Source organism: Allobosea sp. BK604, from assembly GCF_004341515.1.
In the GTDB taxonomy this organism is placed as follows: Bacteria; Pseudomonadota; Alphaproteobacteria; order Rhizobiales; family Beijerinckiaceae; genus Allobosea.
Window position 1 is genome coordinate 1 of sequence record NZ_SLZF01000004.1, and the last position, 22,831, is coordinate 22,831.

The 22,831-nt window shown below is 66.5% G+C and carries 18 protein-coding genes; 15 read left to right on the forward strand and 3 right to left on the reverse strand.

The window, feature by feature from the left end; all coding sequences use genetic code 11:
- Positions 1 to 201: 201 nt before the first annotated feature.
- On the reverse strand, positions 202 to 1,101 hold the full coding sequence (locus EV560_RS13155) for a LysR family transcriptional regulator (protein WP_131856243.1): 900 nt from the start codon (positions 1,099 to 1,101) through the stop codon (positions 202 to 204).
- A gap of 114 nt (positions 1,102 to 1,215) precedes the next feature.
- Between EV560_RS13155 and EV560_RS13160 the strand changes: the two genes are divergently transcribed.
- The 11 genes from EV560_RS13160 to EV560_RS13210 all read left to right on the forward strand — a co-directional run bounded on the left by EV560_RS13160 (position 1,216) and on the right by EV560_RS13210 (position 12,231).
- The gene (locus EV560_RS13160) at positions 1,216 to 3,126 is read left to right on the forward strand and encodes a TRAP transporter large permease (RefSeq protein ID WP_131856244.1); all 1,911 of its coding nucleotides are present in this window, start codon (positions 1,216 to 1,218) and stop codon (positions 3,124 to 3,126) included.
- A 32-nt stretch (positions 3,127 to 3,158) separates the two neighbouring features.
- Positions 3,159 to 4,172 (forward strand): TRAP transporter substrate-binding protein, encoded by a 1,014-nt coding sequence (locus EV560_RS13165; protein ID WP_165923447.1) that lies wholly within the window; start codon positions 3,159 to 3,161, stop codon positions 4,170 to 4,172.
- Positions 4,173 to 4,240: 68 nt separating this feature from the next.
- Positions 4,241 to 4,969 carry a dienelactone hydrolase family protein gene (locus EV560_RS13170; RefSeq protein ID WP_131856246.1) on the forward strand — a complete coding sequence of 243 codons (729 nt, stop codon included), beginning with the start codon at positions 4,241 to 4,243 and terminating at the stop codon, positions 4,967 to 4,969.
- 69 nt (positions 4,970 to 5,038) lie between these two features.
- Positions 5,039 to 5,803: an alpha/beta fold hydrolase gene (locus EV560_RS13175; RefSeq protein WP_131856247.1), complete on the forward strand. Its 765-nt coding sequence runs from the start codon at positions 5,039 to 5,041 to the stop codon at positions 5,801 to 5,803.
- A complete protein-coding gene (locus EV560_RS13180; RefSeq protein WP_131856248.1) occupies positions 5,800 to 6,771 on the forward strand; it encodes a D-2-hydroxyacid dehydrogenase family protein in 972 nt (323 codons plus the stop codon). Before EV560_RS13175 ends, EV560_RS13180 begins: the two co-directional genes overlap by 4 nt.
- Before the next feature lie 30 nt (positions 6,772 to 6,801).
- Entirely contained in the window at positions 6,802 to 7,554 is a 753-nt protein-coding gene (locus tag EV560_RS13185) for an HpcH/HpaI aldolase family protein (protein WP_131856249.1), read from the forward strand.
- A gap of 15 nt (positions 7,555 to 7,569) precedes the next feature.
- Positions 7,570 to 8,325 (forward strand): 2-keto-4-pentenoate hydratase, encoded by a 756-nt coding sequence (locus tag EV560_RS13190; RefSeq protein ID WP_131856250.1) that lies wholly within the window; start codon positions 7,570 to 7,572, stop codon positions 8,323 to 8,325.
- Positions 8,326 to 8,455: 130 nt separating this feature from the next.
- The gene (locus EV560_RS13195; RefSeq protein ID WP_131856251.1) at positions 8,456 to 9,610 is read left to right on the forward strand and encodes an iron-containing alcohol dehydrogenase; all 1,155 of its coding nucleotides are present in this window, start codon (positions 8,456 to 8,458) and stop codon (positions 9,608 to 9,610) included.
- Positions 9,611 to 9,613: 3 nt separating this feature from the next.
- The gene (locus tag EV560_RS13200) at positions 9,614 to 10,579 is read left to right on the forward strand and encodes a peptidyl-alpha-hydroxyglycine alpha-amidating lyase family protein (RefSeq protein ID WP_131856252.1); all 966 of its coding nucleotides are present in this window, start codon (positions 9,614 to 9,616) and stop codon (positions 10,577 to 10,579) included.
- A gap of 36 nt (positions 10,580 to 10,615) precedes the next feature.
- Positions 10,616 to 11,614, forward strand: a complete 999-nt coding sequence (locus EV560_RS13205) for a dihydroxyacetone kinase subunit DhaK (protein WP_131856253.1) — start codon at positions 10,616 to 10,618, stop codon at positions 11,612 to 11,614.
- Positions 11,611 to 12,231: a DAK2 domain-containing protein gene (locus tag EV560_RS13210; protein ID WP_248312032.1), complete on the forward strand. Its 621-nt coding sequence runs from the start codon at positions 11,611 to 11,613 to the stop codon at positions 12,229 to 12,231. The genes EV560_RS13205 and EV560_RS13210 overlap by 4 nt, the downstream gene beginning before the upstream one ends.
- A 39-nt stretch (positions 12,232 to 12,270) precedes the next feature.
- Here the strand turns inward: EV560_RS13210 and EV560_RS13215 are convergent, their stop codons facing one another.
- Positions 12,271 to 12,930, reverse strand: coding sequence for an aspartate/glutamate racemase family protein (locus EV560_RS13215; protein ID WP_207908023.1), 660 nt, complete (start codon positions 12,928 to 12,930; stop codon positions 12,271 to 12,273).
- A 515-nt stretch (positions 12,931 to 13,445) separates the two neighbouring features.
- Here EV560_RS13215 and EV560_RS13220 point away from each other — a divergent pair.
- From EV560_RS13220 to EV560_RS13235, 4 genes are all read left to right on the forward strand, one after another.
- Complete coding sequence (locus EV560_RS13220; RefSeq protein WP_165923448.1) at positions 13,446 to 15,188, forward strand: calcium-binding protein; 1,743 nt, start codon at positions 13,446 to 13,448, stop codon at positions 15,186 to 15,188.
- A 142-nt stretch (positions 15,189 to 15,330) separates the two neighbouring features.
- Positions 15,331 to 17,067, forward strand: a complete 1,737-nt coding sequence (locus tag EV560_RS13225; protein ID WP_248312033.1) for a type I secretion system permease/ATPase — start codon at positions 15,331 to 15,333, stop codon at positions 17,065 to 17,067.
- On the forward strand, positions 17,067 to 18,482 hold the full coding sequence (locus EV560_RS13230) for an HlyD family type I secretion periplasmic adaptor subunit (protein ID WP_248312034.1): 1,416 nt from the start codon (positions 17,067 to 17,069) through the stop codon (positions 18,480 to 18,482). Before EV560_RS13225 ends, EV560_RS13230 begins: the two co-directional genes overlap by 1 nt.
- Before the next feature lie 84 nt (positions 18,483 to 18,566).
- Positions 18,567 to 19,679 carry a helix-turn-helix transcriptional regulator gene (locus tag EV560_RS13235; RefSeq protein WP_165923449.1) on the forward strand — a complete coding sequence of 371 codons (1,113 nt, stop codon included), beginning with the start codon at positions 18,567 to 18,569 and terminating at the stop codon, positions 19,677 to 19,679.
- Between the two features lie 13 nt (positions 19,680 to 19,692).
- On the opposite strand, the gene EV560_RS13240 is transcribed toward EV560_RS13235, so the two are convergent.
- On the reverse strand, positions 19,693 to 22,755 hold the full coding sequence (locus EV560_RS13240; protein WP_131856257.1) for a cyclic nucleotide-binding domain-containing protein: 3,063 nt from the start codon (positions 22,753 to 22,755) through the stop codon (positions 19,693 to 19,695).
- Positions 22,756 to 22,831 lie beyond the last annotated feature (76 nt).

The following is a 22,831-nucleotide window of genomic DNA, read 5'->3' on the forward strand; positions in this document are numbered from 1 at the left end:
CGTGGCCCGGGATGGCCGTTCCGGGCCACGGCGTCCCCTCAAGGGCTCAAGGGGACCACCAACACCCTCGCACAAATCAAAGAGACAATTGCGAGGAGGCGCAGCCGACGAGCAATCCAGGAGGACTGGGTGCCCGGCCGCCCTGGATTGCTTCGTCGCTCACGCTCCTCGCAAGGACCTCGGACACTGGTCCCGCCAGCCTCATTTGAACAGCTGGTGGTGCGCGATCAATTCCTTGGTGAGGTCGACGATCGCCTGCAGGTTCGGACCGAACTGGGCGATCTGATAGCACAGCGAGACGTTATGCGCGCCGACGGCCGGCGTCACGGGGATGCGCACCATGCGCCCCTGCGCCATCTCGTCGGCGACGACGCGGATCGGCACGAGGCCGATGGCGAAGCCGCTGCGCACCATCAGCAGGGTCACCGAGAGGCTGTTGCAGGTGCTGACCCGCTCGGGCATCGCGCCGCCCTGGGCGAACCAGTTCGTCATTGTCGTGTGCAGGCGGGCCGTCTGCGGGCTGACGATGAGGTGATGCGCGGCGAGCTGCGCCGGCGTCAGCGTGCCGGAGGGCAGGTCCATGTCGCTGCTCGCCACCCAGGCGAGCTCGTTCCGTCCGATCGGCACCTGATGGACATGGTTGGCGACGCCCGGCTCCGAGATCACCGCAAGGTCGAGCTGATGGTCGTTGAGCAGGCCGCTGACCATGCCGGTATCGCCGACGATCACCTGGGTCTTGAGCTTCGGATATTGCCGCTCCAGCCGGCGCATCAGGTCGGTGAGGCAGATCAGGCCGAAGCTCTCGTTGACGCCAATGCGCAGCAGGCCGAGCAGCGGGTCGCGCCGCTTGAAGCGGACGACGACGTCATCGGCTGTCTCGAGCAGCCGGTCGGCATATTCGAGCAGGGCATGGCCGTCCGCGGTCAGCGCAACCCGCGGGCCGTTGCGCGTGAACAGCTCGACGCCGAGGATGTCCTCGAGATCCTTGATGCGCTGGGAGATGCTGGGCTGGGTGATGCCGACATGCTTCGCCGCGGCATGGAAGCTGCCGAGGCGGGCGATGCGCTCGAAGGCCCGCACCTGTGAGAGCGTGATCGTCATAATAGGCCGTCCTTATCGGAATGGCACTAAACAATCGATTTTTTTCGCAATCCGCAAGCTGCTATCGGTGGGCTCCGCCCTCGATGGCGGAACGTGCTCACCATCGGGCGGGACATGAACACAACGATTGCCCGGGAGGACGGGCCTGAACTTGCCGCCGCGGAAGAAGCCGCGTTCGGGCCGTCGATCACGCCGATCATGCTGCCACGCTGGCTCGAGGCCATCGATTGGCTCGTGCTGGCGGTGCTCAACATCGCGCTCGCCTTCGAGGTCGTGCTGGTCTTCGCCAACACCCTGGCGCGGACGTTCTTCGGCACGCCGATCATGCTCGGCATCGAGGAGACCTCGCAGCTCCTGCTGATCGTCATCGCCTTCCTCGGCGGCGCGATCGCCTATCGTCGCGGCGACTTCATGTCGATCAAGATCGTGGTCGACAATCTGCCGGAGAAGCCGAAGGCCTTCTTGAACGCGACCAGCGAATGGATCGTGATCGTCAACTCGCTCGTCATCGGCGTGTTCTCGATCCCGCTGATCCAGGCCAATGCCGGCGCGCGCACGACGATGCTCAACCTCGACCATATCTGGCTGACGCTGCCGATGACGCTGGGAACGGCGATGTTCGTCATCTTCGCGCTGATCTCGCTCTGGCGGGCTCCGCGCTTCGCTGCGATCGGTTCCTTCGTGCTCGTCGCCGCGCTGGCCGCAGCCGTGCTGCTCAGCAAGGACGCGGCCTGGGTCGATACCGACTGGTTCTATATCTTCCTTGTCGCGATCTTCGTCGTGCAGCTGACGATCGGCGTGCCGATCGGCTTCGTGCTGGCTTCGGTCGGCCTGGGCGCGATCGTCGTCGCCGGCGGTGCGCCGATGACGGCGGTGGCGATGAATGCGCAGCGCGGCGGCGGCGGCTTCATCTTCCTGGCGCTACCCTTCTTCATCCTCGCCGGCTTCATCATGGACCGGGCCGGAATCGGCGCGCGGATCGTCGATTTCCTGGCCTCGGTCATGGGCCATGTCCGCGGCGGCCTGCTGCAGGTCATGATCGTCGGCATGTACATCTCCTCGGGCATCTCCGGCTCGAAGGCGGCGGACATGGCGACGATCGGCATCCCGATGAACCGGCTGCTCAACCAGCGCGGCTACAAGAAGCCGGAATGCGCGGCGCTGCTCGCGGCCTCGGCCGCGATGGGCGAGGCGATCCCGCCCAGCATCGCCGTGCTCGTGCTGGGTTCCGTCACCTCGGTCTCGACCGGCGCGCTCTTCCTCGCCGGCTTCCTGCCGGCTGCGGTGCTGGCTCTCAGCCTGATGCTGCTGGTCTATGTCCGGGCGCACTATGCCGGCTGGACGCCGACGCCGCGGGCGAAGCTCGCCGAGGTGCGCACCACTGGCAAGGCCGCGATCCTGCCGCTTCTGATGCCGGTCGTGCTGATCGGCGGCATTGTCGGCGGCATCGGCACGCCGACCGAGGTCTCGACCTTTGCGGTCGCCTACGGGCTCGCGCTCGGCCTGCTCTACCGCAAGTTCAAGCTCAAGGACATGTGGACCGTGCTGAGCGAGAGCTCGGTGCTCAGCGGCATGATCTTCTTCACGCTCGCCGGTTCCACCGTCTTCTCCTGGGCGCTCTCGCTCGAAGGCGTGCCGCAGGCGATCGCCAGCGCCGTGGGCGATCTCGGGCCGAAGCTCTTCCTGCCGGTGGTGATCATCCTGACCATCATCATGGGGGCGCTGCTCGAAAGCCTCGTCACCATCGTGATCCTCGGGCCGCTGCTGCTGCCGGTCGCGCTGCAATTCGGCATCGACCCGCTGCAATACGGCATCGTCATGGTCGAGGCCTTCGGCATCGGCGGCATCCTGCCGCCCATCGGCATCGCGCTCTACGTGTCCTGCACCATCTGCAAGACCAGCGTCGAACAGGCGATGCGGCCGCTGTTCTGGTACCTCGCGGTGATGTTCCTCGCGCTGCTTCTGGTGGCGTCGATCCCCTGGATCACGACCGCGTTGCCGAACGCTTTCAACATGAAGGGATGACCCGGAAACCGGGCCGTATCTGGGAGGAAGACATGACCAAGTCCAACGATCAAAGCCGCCGCGACGTCATGCGCCTTGGCGCCGCCGTCGCTGCCGCCGGGCTCATCGCCTCGCCGGCGATCGCGCAGCGCCGCTCGAAGGTGAAGCGCATCCGCTACGCCCATTCGACGCCGACGACCCATGGCTGGCACCTCTGGGGCGAGCAGTTCAAGAAGGTCGTCGAGGACAAGTCGGGCGGTGCGATCGAGGTGACGATCTTCCCGAACGCGCAGATGGGCACCGAGAAGGACATCGCCCAGGCGGTCAAGCTCGGCTCGCTGGAGATGGCCTCGGTCGGTGTCGCGCTGATGAATTGGGTGCCGGAATGCTCGGTCACCGACGCCCCCTTCCTCTTCAAGAACCGCAAGCAATGCTACGCCGCGCTCGACGGCGCGCTCGGCGACGAATTGAAGAAGCGCTCGCTGGAGAAGGGCTTCCGCCTCGTCGGCTGGAACGATCTCGGCTCGCGCTCGATGACCAACAGCAAGCACCCGATCAACAGCGCCAAGGACCTGGCCAGCCTGAAGATGCGCGTGCCCGACTCCAAATCCTATGTCGCGATGATGCAGGCGCTCGGCTCGTCCATCGTCACGATCGACCTGAGCGAGCTTTATCTCGCGCTGAGCCAGGGCGTCGCCGACGGCCAGGAGACGCCGCTGCCGGTGGTGAAGTCGAACAAGCTCTATGAGGTGCAGAAATTCATCTCGAAGACCGACCACGTGCTCACGACCTCCTATTCGATCGTGAACCCGACCACCTTCGACGGCCTCACCCCCGACGAGCAGAAGGCCTTCACCGAGGCCGCCGACAGCGCCACCAAATGGCTGCGCGACTACACCGTGAAGGAAGAGCAGGAGACGCTCGACTTCCTCAAGACCAAGGGGATGGAGGTCAATGCGACGCCGGATATCGACTCGTTCCGCGCCGCCTGCGCCAAGGTCGTGACCGATTTCCCCGACCTGTTCCGCCCCGAACTCGTCAAGCTCGCGCAATCGGCGCAGGCCTGACGATCGGCTCCAGCAGGGCGATGGCGCCGTGCGCCATCGCCGCAATCAGATAGGCAAGAGGCTAGGCGATGTACGAGAAAGACGTTCAGGTCGTCACGAAATACGGTTTGCAGCACGCTTTCGTGGCCTGCCCGGACGAGGATGGCAGCTATCCGGCGATCATCCTCTACATGGATGCGCCCGGCTTCCGCGAAGAGCTCTGCAACATGGCGCGGCGTATCGCCAAGCACGGCTATTACTGCATGCTGCCGGATCTCTATTACCGGCTCGGCAAGCTGCGCTTCGACGTGGCGCGGCGCGACCCCGCCATGTCCGTCGTCATCCGGGGCGCCATGCATAGCCTGACCAATGCGATGGTCGCCGAGGACACCCGCGGCATGATCGCCTTCCTCGACGCCCAGAAGCAGGTCAAGGCCGGTCCGCTCGGCTGCGTCGGCCATTGCATGAGCGGCTCCTTCGTCACCACCATCGCCGCGCAGTTCCCGCGCATGAAGGCGGCGGCCTCGCTGTATGGCGTCGATGTCGTCACCGACAAGGACGATTCCCCGCATCTGCTCGCCGACAAGGTCGAGGGCGAGCTCTATTTCGGCTTCGCCGAGATCGACCCGGCCGTGCCGGCCAATGTCGTGCCGGATCTGCGCGCCGCGCTCGACAAGGCCGGGACCAGGTACACGATCGAGACCTATGAGGGCTCGCATCACGGCTTCTGCTTCGCCGCCCGTCCCGACTACGACCCGATCGCGGCCGAGCGCTCCTGGACGACGCTGTTCGATCTCTGGGACCGCAACCTGAAGTGAAGCTGTGATCCGGCGCGCCCGGGCGGCGCGGCGGCGGGAATATGACCGGCATGGGATTGGAGAGGCTCGATGGCGCTGTTGGCGATCGACAAGGGTGAGCTCTACTACGAGGTCTCGGGCAGGCAGGACGGCTATCCCGTCCTGCTTTTCGCGCCCGGCTTCCTGAGCTCGCGCATCGAGCGCTGGCGCTCGAACCCGGCCAAGCCGGGCACGCCGCAGGCCTGGCGCGACCCGATCCCGGTCTTCGAGCCGCATTTCCGCGTCGTCGCCTGCGACGTGCGCAATGCCGGGCAGTCCTGGGCCGAGATCGGCCCGGACTATGACTGGGCCTCCTACACGGCCGACCATCTCAAGCTGCTCGCGCATCTCGGCATCAGCCGCTGCCATGTCATGGGCGGCTGCATCGGGGTCTCCTTCGCGCTCGCGCTGGAGGAGGCCGCGCCCGGCACCGTCACGTCGCAGGTGCTGCAGAATCCGATCGGGCTCTCCGACAGCAACCGTGCCGCGGTCGACGAGGAGGTCGAGCAGTGGATGGAGAAGGTCGGTCAACGGCCGGAAGTCGACCATGACCTGCTCAGGGCCGCCGGCCACCGCATGTTCGCCACCGATTTCATCTTCAGCGTCACGCGCGAGTACGCCGGGCGCTGCAACGTGCCCTCGCTGCTGATGCCGGGCGACGACACCATGCATCCGGTCTCGGTCTCGGCCGATCTCGAAAGGCTGACCAAGGCGGAGGTGATCGCGCCCTGGAAGGGCCCGGAGCATCGCGACATGGCGATCGAGCGCACCCGCGACTTCCTGCTGGCGCATACGCCTGCCGAGGCCAGGTCATGACGATCAAGGTCGCAGTGCTCGACGACTGGCAGGGCGTGGCCAGGACGAGCGCCGACTGGACCGCGCTCACGGCCCGCGCCGAGGTCAGATTCTTCGAGGATGCGCTGCCGGACGAGGATGCGGCGGCGGCGCGCCTGAAGGATTTCGACGTGGTCATGTCGATGCGCGAGCGCACGCCCTTTCCGGCGAGCCTGATCGCGCGGCTGCCGAAGCTGCGCCTGCTCAGCGTCACCGGCGCGCGCAACAAGTCGGTCGATCTCAAGGCTCTCGCCGAGCGCGGTATCGCCGCGACGCGGACCGAGGCCGGCGAGGATGGCTCGGCCACGGCGGAGCTCGCGCTGCTGCTGATGCTGGAGGGCTCGCGCCGGGTCGCGGCCGGCGACGCCAATATCCGTGCCGGGCGCTTCCAGGACGGCATCGCGCCGGGCTTCACGCTGCGCGGCAAGACGCTCGGCCTGATCGGGCTCGGGCGGCTCGGCTCGCTGATGGCGAGCTATGCGACGGTGCTCGGCATGACGGTGCTGGCCTGGAGCCCGAACCTGACGCCGGAACGCGCCGAGGCCGGCGGCGCGCAATACGCCGCCAAGGACGACCTGCTGAACCGGGCCGATGTCGTCAGCCTGCACATGGTGCTGGCGCCGGCGACGCGCGGCATCATCGGAGCCCGTGAGATCGGGCTGCTGAAGCAGGGCGCCGTCATCGTCAACAGCTCGCGCGGCCCGCTGATCGAGGAGGCCGCGCTGCTCGCGGCGCTCGACACCGGCAGGATCGTCGCCGCGCTCGATGTCTACGACCGCGAGCCGTTGCCGGCCGACCATCCGCTGCGCCGCGCGCCAAACACCGTTCTCTCGCCGCATCTCGGCTACTGCGTTCAGGAGAACTTCGCGGTCTTCTACCGGCAATCGATCGAGAACGTGCTCGCCTTTCTCGACGGCAAGACGATCCGTCCGCTGACGGACGGCGCCTGATCACCTTCGGCAACTTTCGGGGCATCGACCATGAACCACATGCAACATAACAGGCTGAAGCTGAGCCCGAACGCGGTCAAGCGGGCTGCGGCCAATGGCGATACGATCAAGGGCTGCCACCTGACCTTCGCGGCCCCGCCGATCATCGAGGTGCTCGCTTCGCTCGAGCTCGACTTCGTCTATATCGACGGCGAGCACGGCACGTTCGACTTCAAGGATGTCGAGGCTGCCTGTCTCGCCGCCGAGCGCCACGACATCGTGCCGATCGCCCGCGTGCCCGACCGCACCGCGCCGACCATCACCCGTTTCCTCGACCGTGGCGTGCGGGGCATCGTCGTGCCGCATGTGAACTCCGCAGCGGATGCGGCCGAGGCGCTCGACGCGATCTATTTCTCGCCGGAAGGCAGCCGCTCCTTCGGCGGCGGGAGGCCTTATTACCTCGCAATCGACGATCTGCCGAAGCATCTCGCCGATGTGAACAACGATATCTCGGTCGGCATCATGATCGAGAGCGTGGCGGGGCTGGAATCGGCCCATGAGATCGCGGCGCTGGCGGGCGTCGACTATCTCAGCTTCGGCCTCAACGATCTCGCCCAGGCGCTCGGCTATCCCGGCCAGCCGACCCACAGGGAAGTCTCGCGCCAGGTCGAGGCCGCCTCCGAACGTATCCGCAAGGCGGGCAAGCCGATCCGCGAGGACTTCATGAAGATCGCCTGGATCAACCAGGTCATCCTTGCCGGCATGCGCGAACTGATGGCAAAGCCGATCGCATTGCCATACTGAGCCGGAGACGCCGCCATGCAAGCCCCTGCCATCCACGAGGCCGCGAGCCTGCTCGTGAAGGCGCGCCGCGAGGCGCGCCCGCTCAAGGAATTGCCGCCGGGGACACAGCCGGCCGATTTCGCCGAGGCAGCCGCGATCCAGGACGAGATCGTGCGCCTGCTCGGCGAGACCGTGCCGGCCTACAAGGTGGCGGGGCTGACGCCGGCGACGGCGATGTGGGCGCCGATCCCGGGCTCCACCGTCCAGGCCAATCCGGGCCGCTTTCCGGCTTCGGACGTGCCGCTGCTCGGCATCGAGGCCGAGATCGGCTACCGGCTGAAGGACGATGTCACCGCGGCCGACCGCGGCATGACCATGGCCGAGCTCGACGCGCGCGTCATCATCGTGCCGACGATCGAGGTCGTCGATACCCGCTTCGTCAGCTATGAAGCGACGCCGGTGCTGCAGCGCGCTGCCGACTTCATGTCGAATGGCGGCCTGGTCTATGGCGAGCCCTGGGCCGACGGCGCGAGCCAGGATCTCACCAAGCTCGCGATCAAGCTTTATGCCGGCGGCGAGCTGATCTGCGACACGATCGGCGGCCATGCCGCCAAGGATCCGCGCATTCCGACGCTGGCCTTCATCCAGGCACCGGGGCGGCCCGACCATCTGCCGGCCGGCACCTTGATCACCGCCGGGTCCTATACCGGCCTGCTCTATGCCAAGCCCGGCGACACGGTCATTGCCCGCTTTGCCGGCTATGGTGAGGTGAGCCTGACCTTTCCGGCCTGACTTGTCGGGGCCGCGACAGCCATGTCCGGCAGAAGCGCCTAGAGCATTTTCGAGCGAAGTGGGGACCGGTTCGCGTGAGGAAAATGCTCCAAGCGGCTGCTGCGCCAATCGATTTCGAGGGGAAACGACCATGACTACTTTTCGTCTGTGCAACCCGACGCAGATCCTGTTCGGCACCGACCAGCTCAAGGAGCTGGAAAGTCTCGTCCCGGCCGGCACCAGGGTGCTCGTCCTCTATGGCGGCGGCAGCATCAAGCGGAACGGCGTCTACGACCAGGTCATGGCGGGCCTGAAGCAGTGCTCGGTCGTCGAGTTCGGCGGCGTCGAGGCCAACCCGGTCTATGAGACGATCCTGAAGGCGGCGGAACTGGCGCGCGCCTCGGGCACGCAGCTCATCCTCGCGGTCGGCGGCGGCTCGGTCGCCGATGCCGGCAAGTTCCTCGCCACGATCGTGCCGATCGAGGGCGTCGACCCCTGGGACTACCTGGTGCAGGGCGGCGCCTCGACCACGACCTTGCCTGTCGGCGTCGTGCTGACGCTGCCGGCGACCGGCTCCGAGAGCAACCCGGTCTCGGTGATCAGCAACAAGACCAAGGGTCTGAAGCTGCCTTTCGCCAACGAGAAGGCGCGGCCGCAATTTGCCATCCTCGACCCCGATTTCATGAAGAGCCTCGACCGGCGCCAGCTCGAGAACGGCGTGGTCGACGCCTTCACCCATGTCATTGAGCAATACCTGACCCTGCCGGTGAATGCGCCGGTGCAGTTCGGCTTCAGCGAAACCCTGCTCAAGGTGCTGATCGAATGGGGCCCGAAGCTGATCGAGACCGGCAGCGCGGAGGCCCGCGAGAACGTGATGTGGGCGGCGAACCAGGCGCTGAACGGGCTGATCGGCGCCGGCGTGCCGCAGGACTGGTCGACGCATATGATCGGCCACGCCATCACCGCGCTTTCCGATCTCGACCATGCCCGCACGCTCACCCTGGTGATGCCGGCGCTGATGCGCTTCAAGGCGGCCGACAAGCTGCCGATGCTGGTGCGCTACGCCCGCAATGTCTGGGGCATCACCGAGCCGGACGAGGCCAGGGCGGCCGAGCAGGCCATCGCGAAGACGGAAGCCTTCTTCCGGCAGATGGGCTGCCCGGTGCGCTTCAGCGAGATCGCCCCGCTCAAGGTCGCGCCCGAGGACATCGTCCATCACCTGGAGGAGGCCGGTCATACCGCGCTCGGCGAGCGCCAGGATATCGGCATTCCGCAGGTGCGCGAAATCCTCGAGCTGGCGGCCTGAGCCATGGCTATCGTTCTCGGCACCGGCGAATACCGCTTCGAGGCAGTGGAAGACTGGGCAAGACTGCCCGAGGGCATCGTGCTCGGTGAGGTCGCGGCAGTCGCCGTCGACGATCGTGACCGGGTCTACGCCTTCAATCGCGGCAAGCATCCGATGGTGGTGTTCGACCGCGACGGCAATTTCCTGTCGAGCTGGGGCCAGGAGCTGTTCGCACGGCCGCATGGCCTGCATATCGGTCCGGACCAGTCGATCTACTGCACCGATGACGGCAACCATACCGTCTGCAAATGCAGCCTCGACGGCAAGCTGGTGCTGCGCATCGGCCATCGCGACCAGCCGGCGCCGCAAATGAGCGGCAAGCCGTTCAATCGCTGCACCCATACGGCGCTGTCGCCCTCCGGGGAAATCTACGTATCGGACGGCTATGGCAACGCGATGGTGCATAAATATGCGCCGGACGGTCGCCATCTGATGTCCTGGGGCGGCCCGGGCTGCGACAAGGGGCAGTTCAACCTGCCGCATAATATTGCCTGCGATGCCGACGGCTATGTCTATGTCGCCGACCGCGAGAACCACCGCATCCAGATCTTCGACGGCAACGGCAAATACGAGGGCCAGTGGAACAACATGCATCGCCCCAGTGCGATGCTGCTGACGCCAGGTCCGTGCCCGCTCTGTTTCGTCGGTGAGATCGGACCCTACATGGCGGTGAACCGCGACACGCCCAATCTCGGGCCGCGCATCAGCATCTTCTCGAAGGGCGAGCTGGTCGGACGGCTCGATGCCATCGGTGGGCCGGGCGCCGGGATCGGCCAGTTCACCTCGCCGCATGGGATCGCGCTGGATTCCCGCGGCGACCTCTATGTCGGCGAGGTCACGGTCGCGTCCTGGCCCTCGCTGTTTCCCGGTCAGCCCCTGCCCCAAAAGCTCAATTCGCTGAGGAAGTTCAGGCGCCTGCCGGCCGCCTGACCCGACTGGCTCCAGAACCGCGACAGGAAGATCACGATGAAGAAGCTCATGAATGCGCCGGCGGACTTCGTCGACGAGATGCTCGATGGCCTGACCGCGGCCTGGCCCGCCGCCTTCGTGCGCGACGGCGAGAGCCGCCGCGTCATCCGCCGCACTGATGGCGCTCGCAAGGGTAAGGTCGGCGTAGTCTCGGGCGGTGGCTCGGGCCATTTGCCGCTCTTCACCGGCTATGTCGGCAAGGGGCTGCTCGATTCCTGCTCGATCGGCAATGTCTTCGAGGGGCCGACCGTCGATTCCTGCATCGAGGCGATCAAGCTCGCCGATGGCGGCGCGGGCGTGCTGCGCCTTTACGGGAACTATGGCGGCGACCGCATGAATTTCGACATGGCGGGCGAGTTCCTCGAGGACGAGATCAAGACCACGACCGTGCTCGGCACCGACGACATCGCCAGCGCCGGCCCCGAGGAAAGCGGCAAGCGCCGCGGCGTCGCCGGCATCATCTACGCCTACAAGGCCGCCGGCGCGAAGGCCGAGGACGGCGCCTCGCTCGATGCCGTCACCGAGATCGCCCAGCGCACCGTCGATGCGACGCGCACGATCGGTGTCGCGCTCAGCCCCTGCCAGGTGCCGGGCGCGGCGCAGCCGAGCTTCACCATCGGCGAGGACGAGATCGAGATGGGCATGGGCATCCATGGCGAGCCCGGCATCTGGCGCGACAAGCTCAGGCCCGCAGATGCGGTCGCCGACGAGATGGTCCAGCGCTTGCTGGCGGACGCGCCCAAGGGCCGCGGCTCGCGGGTCTCGGTGCTGGTCAACAGCCTCGGCGCGACTCCTCTGGAGGAATTGCTGATCGTCTACCGTCGCGTCTCGGCGAAACTCAAGGGCGAGGGCATCGAGATCGTGCTGCCGCTCGTCGGCCATTACGCCACGTCGATGGAGATGGCCGGGCTCTCGATCAGCCTGTGCGTCCTCGACCAGGAGATCGAGGCGCTGCTGCGCAAGCCGGCCGCCAGCCCGTTCTGGAGGGTGGCGTGAGCGGGATCGAGCTCGCGGCGCTGGCCGGCGCCGTCGCGCGTGCCAAGGCGCGGATGGCGACGCTGGAACAGGAGCTGAACCTCGCCGATTCACGGCTGGGCGACGGCGATACCGGCGTGATGCTGGCGCGCGTCGTCGATGCGATGGCCGCGATCGACTATGCGGCTGAGCCCGATATCGGCGCCGCGCTCGGGCTGATGGCCCGCAAGACCGCGAGCGCGACCGGCTCGAGCCTGGGCACGCTGATCGCGACCGGCCTGCTGACCGTGAGCAAGCGGGTCAAGGGCGAGCCTGCCATCGCCTATGCCGATCTCGGCGGGCATATCGCCGCCGTGGTCGCGGCCATGGCCGCGCGCGGCGGCGCCACGCTCGGCGACAAGACCGTGCTCGACATTCTCGACGCGCTGGCGCGTGCCCTGGACGGCAAGGGCGACGGCGCTTCGGCCGCGAGTGCTGCGGTGGAGGCCTGCCGGACTACGCTTGCGGAATTCCGCGACCGGCCCTGCCGGATCGGCCGGGCCCGGATGTTCGCCGAGAAGAGCATCGGCATGGACGATCCCGGCATGCTCGCCGTCCATGAACTGGTCCTGGCGATCGCCGCGCCGGCGACGGCCTGAGCGCATCCGGCCGGCCAGAGGCCGATCCGGCAGATCGGGTCAGCCCCGTTGCAAGGCGCGCTTCTGCGCCAGCCTCACCGCGGGAGGGATGGGGGCGATGATCGGGATCGGGAACCGGTCGGACAGAGCCTGCGCCGCCACGCCCAAGGGCCCGCCGCCGAGCACCAGCGCCTGCACCGACAAGGTCTCGATCGCATGGGCGCAGGCCTTTGCCAGGGCCTCGACCAGGCGCTCGTGCTCGGTCATGACGGCATGGGGATCGCCTTCCGTCACGACGACGCCGCGCAGCGTCCTGCCATGGCCATAGGCGCGGGCGCTCGCCTCGATCGGGCCGACGAGGCCGGGCGTGGTCGTGATCACCGCAAAGGCCCTGTCGCCGGACCCTGCTTCGCCCATCGCGGCTTCGGCGATGCCCGTGACCGGACATGACAGGCGCAGCCGCAATGCCGCCAGCCCGGGATCGCCGAAAGCCGCGATGATGACGCCGTCGGGAGGCACGGCCGCGATCTGGCCGGAAAGCGCCTGCACCGCCGCTGCCGCCGTCGCCAGCGTTTGCTCGGTGGTGATGAGCGGAACCCCGTAGGGCGCGCTCATGGCGTCGATCAGGGTGCCCGGCGCGGCCGCCGCCTGGGCGATGAAGCGCATCGACGCGGTCGTCTCGGCATTCGTGTTTGGATTGAGCAGGAGCAGGCGCATCATGGCTGGAACGGCACCGTTGTCATGAGGGCGCGAGGGCATTTTCGAGCGAAGTGGATACCGGTTCGCGTGAAGAAAATGCGACAAAACAAAGGAAAAGGGAATTTTCGCGCTTCGGAGAAGCGCGGAAATGCGCTTGCGGTCCCGGCGCGGATTGTGGTCCGGAGCCGCCTGCGCCGGCTGGCGAGCTGCCCGATACTATCCGGAATAGTTAGGAAGCGCATCTTGCTGCCGGGCGATGCTGACGAAAATCGCAGTCCGTGCCGCCATCCTGCCCCAGGACGGGGCCTCGGACGCGATCGCGCAAGGCTAAGTCGCAGCGTTGAGCGCGTCCTCCGAAAGCACTCCAAAGCATTCGCCAAGCATTTCTGTCACCAATTGGGGATTATCGCGGAAGGCCAGCTTCCCTAGCCTCCCGGGCGCATCCTGGCCGTCATCAGCAAACAGTCATGCCTCGCTCCGGCGAGAGGTCTGTCTTCGACGATGATCACGCGGTCGGAAACCAGGGAGACACCGTTATGGCAACGTATCAAGGTACCAACGGTCCAGATTTCATCAATCTAGCAGTCATTCCCGGTCATCCAGCCAATGCGAACGGCAATGGCGGAAACGACACGATCTTCGGTACTGAGGTCAACAATATCCTGCACGGCAACAATGGCGACGATCTCGTCGTCGGCCGCCTCGGTGACGACAGCGTCTTTGGCGACAAGGGCAACGATACCCTGTACGGCGACGAGTATGACGGCACCGGCGCCGGCGCCGACACGATGAGCGGCGGCGAGGGTGACGACACCGCCTATGGCGGTGGCGGCGACGACTCCATCAATGGTGATGCCGGCAACGACGCGCTGTTCGGCGAGGATGGCAACGACACCGTCAATGGCGGCGACGGCAATGACACGGTCGATGGCGGGGCCGGCGACGACACGCTGGACGGCGGCAATGGCGACGACCAGATGACCGGCGGCGACGGTGACGATTACATGACCGGCGGCGCCGGTATCGACACGATGTCGGGCGATGCCGGCAGCGACGAGATGCATGGCGGTGACGGCGACGACACCATGAACGGCGGCACCGAGGGCGATCTGCTCTTCGGCGAAGGCGGCAACGACACCCTGCATGGCGACGAGGGCGACGACCGCGTCGATGGCGGTGCCGGCAACGACACCTTGACCGGTGACGATGGTGACGACGACCTGCGCGGCGGCTCCGGCAACGACAATATCGACGGTGGCGACGGCGATGATTTCAGCTTGGCCGGCTCCGGCAACGACACGGTCAATGGCGGCGACGGCAACGATATCCTCAACGGCAACGATGGTGCCGACACCATCAATGGCGACGCCGGGGACGACATCATCAACGGCGATGCCGGAGCCGACACGCTCTCCGGCGGTGACGGCCTCGACACGATCAGCGGCGGCGGTGGCGCCGACTCGATCGATGGCGGCGCCGATAATGACCAGCTCTCGGGCGATGCCGGCCAGGATTACATGCTCGGTGGTGACGGCGACGATACCATGAGCGGCGGCGACGGTGCCGATACCGTCGATGGCCAGGCCGGCAACGATACGGTCAACGGCGACGCCGGCAACGATCTGCTCTACGGCGGTGAGGGCGACGACACCATGGATGGCGGCGTCGGCGGCGACACCATGTATGGCGGTGACGGCCTCGACCTGATGAATGGCGGCGATGGCGCCGACTGGATGTCGGGCGGGGCCGACGACGACACCATGAATGGCGGCGCCAATGGCGACGTGATGTTCGGCGATGATGGCAACGACACGATCAATGGCGAGGCCGGCGCCGATACGCTCTCCGGTGGCGAGGGTGACGACGCGCTCAGCGGCGGTGGCGGAGCCGATGTCGTCAATGGCGATGATGGCGACGACACGCTCGAGGGCAATGGCGGCAACGATACGCTCGTCGGCGGTGAAGGGGACGACCTGCTCAGCGGCGGGACCGGCACCGACAGCTTCGAGTTCGACGGCGACGGCGTCGATTTCGGCGATGACGAGATCACCGATCTCAGCTTCGCCAATGATGATACCGTCGTCATCGACGTTCCCGATGGTTTCGACCCGGATGCCGATGTCACGGTGGTCGATGACGGGGTCAACACCACGCTGACCTTCGCCTTCGGCTCGATCGTGCTCGACGGCATCACCAGCGGTCTGCCCGATCCGTTCACGCTCGACTCGATCGCCGACATCAATGCCTTCGCGGGCTATGAGGCGATCCAATTGGTGTGACGCGATTTGAGGGACGGCGGCGAACGCCGCCGTCCCTCAACGGCAAACGCAGGATCCGCTTCTCGCCTGGTCTGAGTCCATGCCCGACGCCTTTGCAAGTCGTACGGCTTCAGAATCCCGCGCCGACCCCAGGACCGCCGGTTTGACAGGGCAGACGCTCTTCAAGGCGATTCCGGGGCGGTATGTCCTTGTCTGGGTTCTATTCTTCAGCATCGTCATCAACGCGCTGCTGCTGATCGTGCCGTTCTATACGATCCAGGTCTTCGACCGCGTCATCACCAGCGGCAATGTCGATACGCTGATCGGCCTGACGGTGCTTGCGCTGGCGGCGCTGAGCTTCAGCACCTGTTTCGATGTACTGCGCTTTCGCATGCTCGGCCGCTTCGCGGTCGGCTTCGAGCAGTTCCTGGCGCCGCTCGTCCTCAAGGCCTCGATCATCGATCCGGCACGGCGAGGCGATGGTGATGCGCATGACATGGTGCGGGTGCGCGAGCTCAGGACGTTCCTGGCGAGCGGCACCATCGCCACCCTGATCGACGCGCCGTTCCTGCCCGCCTTCATCATCGTGCTCTACCTGATCCAACCCTGGTTCGGGCTGCTCGCGACGATCGGCTCGCTGCTGCTGCTCGCGCTTGCCGTTCTGAGCGGGCGTGTGGCCCGGGCGGAACTCGCCCCGGCCACGAGCGCCGCCCAGCGCAGCCAGCGCGCGCTCGACGGCATCGTCAGGCATGGCGGCCTGTTGCGGGCGATGGGCTGGACGCAGGGCGCCATCCGCGAATTCGCCTGGCTCAACGACCGCGCACTGGCGCCGATGGTCAGGGCGAACGAGCGCGTCGCGCTGATCGCATCGATCGCCCATCTGCTCCGGGTGTCGCTCCAGGTCCTGGCGATCGGGACCGGAGCGTGGCTGACCCTGCAGAACGAGGTCATGGTCGGCGGGATGATGGCGAGCTCGATCATCATCAGCCGGACGCTGGCGCCGATGGAGCATCTCGTCGCCGGGCTGCGCTCGCTGGTCTCCGCGCGCGATGCCTGGGCGCAGGTCTGCCGGGCGACGGGGGCAGCGCTGAGCAGTCGGCGCCGGACGCTGCTGCCGCCGCCTGTCGGGGCGCTGGACGTCGTCGCCGTCGGCTTCCGACTCGCCAAGGCCAGCCGGGCGGCTCTGGCCGGCGTCAATTTCCGCTGTCCCCCCGCCAGCGTCGTCGTCGTCATCGGCCCGACCGGTGCCGGCAAGTCGACGCTGCTGCGCATGCTCGCCGGGCTCGACAAGCCGACGCTGGGGAGCATTCGCCTGGACGGCGCCGCGCTCGATGATTGGGATCCGGACCAACTCGGCCGCTATGTCGGCTATCTCCCGCAGGATGTCGAACTGCTCGGCGGCACGATCGCGGAGGCGATCGCTGGTTTCGACGAAACCGCGACGGATGAGGATGTCGTCGCGGCCGCCCGGCAGGCGAGCGCCCATGAGATGATCCTCTCCCTGCCCAATGGCTACGAGACCGAGATCGGCAGCGACGGCGCCAAGCTGTCGGGCGGCCAGCGCCAGCGTATCGGCCTCGCCAGGGCGCTCTCCGGCAATCGCCGGCTGATCCTGCTGGACGAGCCGAATTCCAATCTCGATCCCGAGGGGGAGGAGGCCCTCTGCACCGCGATCAGGGACGCGAAGGCGCGCGGTGCGACCCTGGTAATCGTGACGCATCGCCCGCGCCTGTTCACCGTTGCGGATTTCGTGCTGTTCCTGCGCGGTGGCGGCCAGGTCGCCTTCGGCCCGCCATCCGAGGTACTGCCTAAAACCATGTCCGGCGTCACGCCGCTCCGGCAGCCGAGCGCGGCGTCGAACGACCAGGCCAAGCCGGTGATCGCCGAGGGGAGGCGCTGATGGTCGATATCATCCATCAGCACCTGCCTTCGCGCCTGGCGCCGGGCGATCTGCGCCGCGACATGCTGCCCGCGATCCGGGCCGCGAGCGCACCAGCGAGCACACAAGCGCCTTGGCAGGCCGATCAGCCCAGGAGCGATTCCAGGGCGCTCGTCATCTGGGGCTGCATTCTCTGCGCCTTCCTTCTCGGCACATTCGGCCTCTGGTCGGTCACCATGCCGCTCGCCAGCGCGGTGATCGCTCCCGGCGTGGTCAAGGTGCTGTCGCAGCGGCGCGTGGTGCAGCATCTCGAAGGCGGCATCGTCAAGGCGGTCTTCGTCCACGAAGGCGATCAGGTCGAGCGCGACCAGCTCGTCGCCCAGCTCGACACCACCCAGATCGAAGCCAATCTCGGCGTTCTCAAGACCAAGCTTTTTGCCGACCTCGCCACCGAGGCCAGGCTCGACGCTGAACAATCCGGGCACTCCGCAGTTTCGTTCCCGGAGGAGCTTCAGCTTAGCAACGAACAGCCCGAGGCGCAGGTTGCGATCGAGACGCAATCGGCAGAATTCGCGGCGAGGTCCGTCGCGTTGAAAGGTCAGCTTGGGCTGATCGATCAGCAGATATTGCAATTGAAAGAATCCATTCGGGGGCTTTTGAGTAACTCTGAAGGATTAGACCAACAATTGCTCTTTCTTCGCGAGGAAATTAAAGATACGGATTTCCTGCTGGCCAGGGGGCTCGCGCGCAAGCCGAAGGTGCTGGCGCTCAAGCGAGCGGAAGTGCAGGCCGAAACACAGATCGCGACGAATGCCTCAACTATTGCTCAATCGCGGGGCAAGATCGCCGAGCTGGAGGATAGGCGTCGTCAAATTGGCTACGACTGGCTTCAGGATATCGCCCAACAACGACATGCTGCACGCGAGCGCATCGCCGATGCGAGACACCGCCTGGCGGCGGCGCATGACATGCTCAAGCGTGCCGAGATCCGGGCACCGGACAAGGGCATCGTCGTTGGACTGAACACGAGGCAATCGAACGCGGTGTTGGGGCCGCGCGAGACGCTTCTGGAGATTGTGCCGACCCAGGATCGTTTGATCGTCGAGGCGGAGGTCAAGCCGATCGATCGAAACGAGGTCGGCGTAGGCCAGCCGGCTCGCATCCGCATTCTCGCCTTCAATCCTCGGCGCTCTCCCGAACTGGTCGGTGTCGTCACCATGATCACTGCCGATGCCTTGCTCGAACAAAGGTCCGGACGATCCTACTACAAGACGGAGGTCGATCTCGCGCTGAGACCGGAGTTGACACCCTACATGGCGTCGCTCCAGGCCGGGATGCCGGTCGAGATCTTCATCGAGACCGGCCAGAGAACCTTTGCCGAATACTTGCTTCAACCGCTGATGCTACGCGTAAATCGTGCCTTCAAAGAGAGATGAGTAGGTTTGTTGGGGTTAATCCCGGGCGGGGAGGGGCCGATGCTACGCGACGAGCCGACACTACAAATGCGGCCTCATGGTGAGATGGCTGCTTCCACGCTTGCGCTTGAGGCCTTCGGCAAGGCGCTTCTGGGTGTACTCGAATGCCGGCGATGTTTTGCCGTCATCCTCTCGCGGGAGACCGGGTTTGCGGTGCATGCGGTCAGGATCGGCCTGGGCCGGAGCGCGCAGCCCTCGGCCGATGTGATCAACCGACTGGTCGGGCGCTCCGAATGGACGAATGACAGCTTCTTCGCGATCCCGGCTGATGATGATCTCGCATCGGAGCTGCTCGGCGCGGAGGCGGACGAGCCGGCCCATGCCCTGGTCGGAAAGATCGCGGCCAGCGAGGGGCTGGAGCTGGTCTTCCTCGCCGGTTGGCGCGCCGCGCCCTTTTGTCCGGCCGAGATCGGCTGCGTGTCGCGGGCGGCCGATATCATCTGGGCGATGGCACAGGGGCAGCGCCGGTCGGCCGGCATGGCCTTCGACAGGATTCTCGAAGAGTTCGCCTTCCCGGCCTTCGTCGTCGACCACACGCTGCGCGTCCTCGAATCCAACGAAGCGGCGCGGCAGATGCTGCTCGCGAAACATCCCGTCTGCCTCGACCACGGCATCCTGGCCGGGTCGAATCCCCTGGTGAACGGCAAGCTGCAGCAATCCCTGCGCGACACGATCGCGGCGCGGTCCGAGAAGGGCTGGGCGAACGGGATCATTCCCCTGTCGACGGACCATCGCTCCTTCGCCTTCGCCTGGATCGGGGCGGCGCCGAGCGAACGCCATCGCGACCGTGTGCTCGTCATCATCCCGCAGATCGATCCCGCCGCCGGGGCTCGGCGGATCGCAACCGTTTTCGGCCTGCCCTGGGCCGAGGAACGGATCGTATCGCGGATCCTGTGCGGCCAGCCGCCCTCCCGGATCGCGGTCGGCCTGGACCTGACCGAAGCCACGGTCAGGACCTATATCAAGCGCATCATGCTCAAGCTCGGGATCAACCGGCAGCATGAGCTCTTCATCCTCTATATCCTGACACTGTCACCCTTTGTCGAAGGCCGCCGCGAGCCGCGAACCACCCGGATCATGCGCTATGCGGCAATCGCGCGTCCGACGCCCGTGCCGCCTCCGGACCTGCCGACGCACACGGCGCGGGGGGAACCGTGATGGCGCCGCGCCATCACTCGCGCCGGCTCAGCGCGGCGACATTGTCCTGAAGACGCCTCACCATCAATCGGGTCACGGACAGCGCCATGCTCGGGAATTCCGTGAGCAGCGCGGTGAACACGGTCTTGCGCAGCCGCAGCGCGGTCAGGGCCGTCGCCGCGATGATGGTGGCGGAGCGGGGCTCTCCGGTCACGATGCCCATTTCGCCGAAGAGGCTGTGTCCGGTCATGGTGGAGATCAGCACCGGGCTTCCCGAAGCCTCGGTCACGACATCCGCTGATCCCTCGATCACGAGATAGGCCGCATCCGACTCGTCCCCCTGCCGGAAGATGACGTCTCCGGCAGCGAAGGTGATGCGTTCCGCCGTGAAGGCGAGCAGCCTCAGGCGCGGCGTATCGATCTCGGCGAAGATCGGCACCGAGCGCAGCGCCCGCAATTCCTCGTTCTCGGCGCCGGTTTCCTCGCCCGGCTCGGCGATATCCGGCAAGGCCTGGGTCTGGATCGCCGGGCTTGCGGAGCTGACCGAGCCGGCGGCATGGAACTCGACGCTCGCATCGAAGGCGCTGAAGTCGCGCGACTGTCGGCCGGCCACGAGCAGGGTCCGGCCCTTCATCAGGCTCCGGACCCGGGCCAGCAGCCGTCCCGCCTCCGTCTCGCCGAATGGGGCCAGCGCCTCGTTCAGGATCAGCATCTGCGGGTGCTTGATCAGGCAGCGCGCCAGCGCCACGGCGACCTTGACGCCCGGGAACAGCGATTGGCCGCCATACCCCGCCTGACGTTCGAGACCTTTGCGATAGACCTCGTGCTCGAGCCCCAGCTCGGCCAGGCTCTCCCGCATCGCTTCGAGCGTGCGCTGGTTATCCGAGCGCCCGCCGCTGGCGACGCAGCCGAAGAGCAGGTTGTCGCGCAATGGCGCGGCCGCGCAATATTGTTCGGGATCGTAGAAGGCGATCGCTTCCGCCAGGGCAGGACCCGCCTGGGCCCGCAGGGCATGGCGGGCGTCCAGGATCCGCTGCTCGCCGACCCGCCTGAGCAGCCCGAGCCTGTGGCGCGGCTCGGTATAGCGGAAGGCGAGGGCGATCAGGCGCGAACGGTCGCGCTCCGACATCTCGGCAGCGTCGGACCGGGCGACGATGTCGCGATAGTCGTCGAATTGCTCGGCCGTGATGAAGGAGAAGCGCTCGAACAGGACATGGTCGGCCGGGAGATCGCGAAAGATCTCGATCATGGTCGCGGCGATGCGCTGGCCGATCCGCGTCAGCATCGGTGTCAGGTCGAGATCGTCGAGGATCTTGCGGATCGTCGGATTGCTCGCCAGTTCCTCGTCGCTCCAGGCCGGATCGGTGGCCACGCCGAACAGGATATTGTCGCCGATCGGCGCGTGGTGCGTGTAGCGGTCGGGGTCGAAGGGCTCGACCGCGTCGCCCGCGCCGCTCGCGATCAGCTTCGCCCTGATCCTGGCGCGGAGCTCGGCGATCCGGCCGGCGATCGCGCTCGGCTCGTCCTTGCTCAGGCGTTGCTGCAGGCCGAAGCGGAACACCGTATCGGCGAGGCCCACCGTCGTCAGGATCTCGACCAGGCGCCGTTCGAGCTCTTCCGGACCGGTAAGGCCGGCGCCCTCGAGATCGAGCGCCCAAGGCGTGCCTGCCTCGCCATTGGCGCGGCGCAGGCCGTAGAGGATGTTGTCGCGCAGGGATCCGTCGAAGATCACGGGCTCGGGGCCGAGATAGGCGAAGCTGCGTCCGCGCAGCTCGGGCGACAGCGAGCCGAGCGGCAGGCCGGCCAAGGTCACCGAGCCGTCAAAGACCGTGATGGTGCCGCCGAGCAGCTGCGCGAAGGTGCTGGCTCTTTCGCCGCTGCGGTCGATCAGGGCGACATGCGCGCCGAGCGGGAGCGTCAGCGAGATGCGGTCCAGCACCCGGTCGCCAGTCGCGCCGAGAACCGTGAGCCCTTTGGCGGCGATCGCGCCCTCCGTCAGCTTGACTGGTGCCCGCTCGGGTGCAGCGTCCGGCAGGGCCGGCCGCATCTCGAGCGCGAAATGCCGGTTGACCTGCTGGAAGCGCGCCTCGACATCGAGGCGCTGCTGATCCCAGTCGATCAGTTCCTTGATCGGTGTCGGCAGATCGCGATAGGCGGCGATGACCGCCACGAGCTGGCCGATATCGAGCCGCCCCGACAATGCGAAATAGCCGCCGATCGTGTAGAACAGGAAGGGCGTCACCTGCGCCAGCAGGTTGTTGAGGAACTTGACCGCGAATTTGCGGCCATAGAGCTGGTAGCGGATGCCGAACAGCGTCTCCAGCCGCTCGGCCACAAGGTTCCGCTCCGCCGCGGAGGTGCCGTGATTGGCGACCTCGCCCAGCCCTTCGACGACCTCGCCGATCTTGCCTGCGAGCGCGCGCGAGGCGAGCTGGCGCTGCTTGCCGAGCCTGATTTGCTCGCGGCGCAGATGCGGGATGATGACGGCCTGCAGGCCGACGATCGCGGCCGCGATCAAGCCGAGCGCCAGGTTCTGCAGCAGGATGAAGGCGAGCGCCGTCAGGGCCTGTCCGCCGAGCAGGACGGGCTGGACGAAGGCATCGCCGACGAAGCCGCCGATCGGTTCGACCTCGTCCTTGATCACGGTCGCAGCTTCAGATGGCTTCAGGTGACGCCGCGCCTCCGGCGCGACGTTCAGCAGGGCGGCGAAGAGATCGAAGCGCAGGCGCTGCAGCAGCCTTTCGCCGAGTGCGCCCTTGCGCATGTTGATGACGTATTTGAACGCGCCATTGATCAGGACGAGCAGCAGGAACAGCAGCGACAGCGCGAAGAGATAGGAGGTTCGCTCGAGCGTGAGGCCGGCAAAGAGCTCGCGCTGGCCGCCGCCGAGCCAGGCCGGCATGGCGACCGAGACATGCAATAGCCGGGCGGTCGCGACCCCGTCAGGGAAGGCCCGGCCCTGGATTGCGTCGGTGATGATGTACTTGGGCAGGTCGAGCGAGAGATAGTAGAACGGAAAGGAGACCAGGACGATCGCGAGGATCTTGACCTGCTCTCGCCGGCTGTTGCGCCAGATATAGGAGAAGAGCTCTACCATCGGCAGCACATGGCGTCGCGTCCGGGGCAGCGTTGCCGCTCGATGCAGCAGTCGAGTGCATCGTGCCCACGTGGAT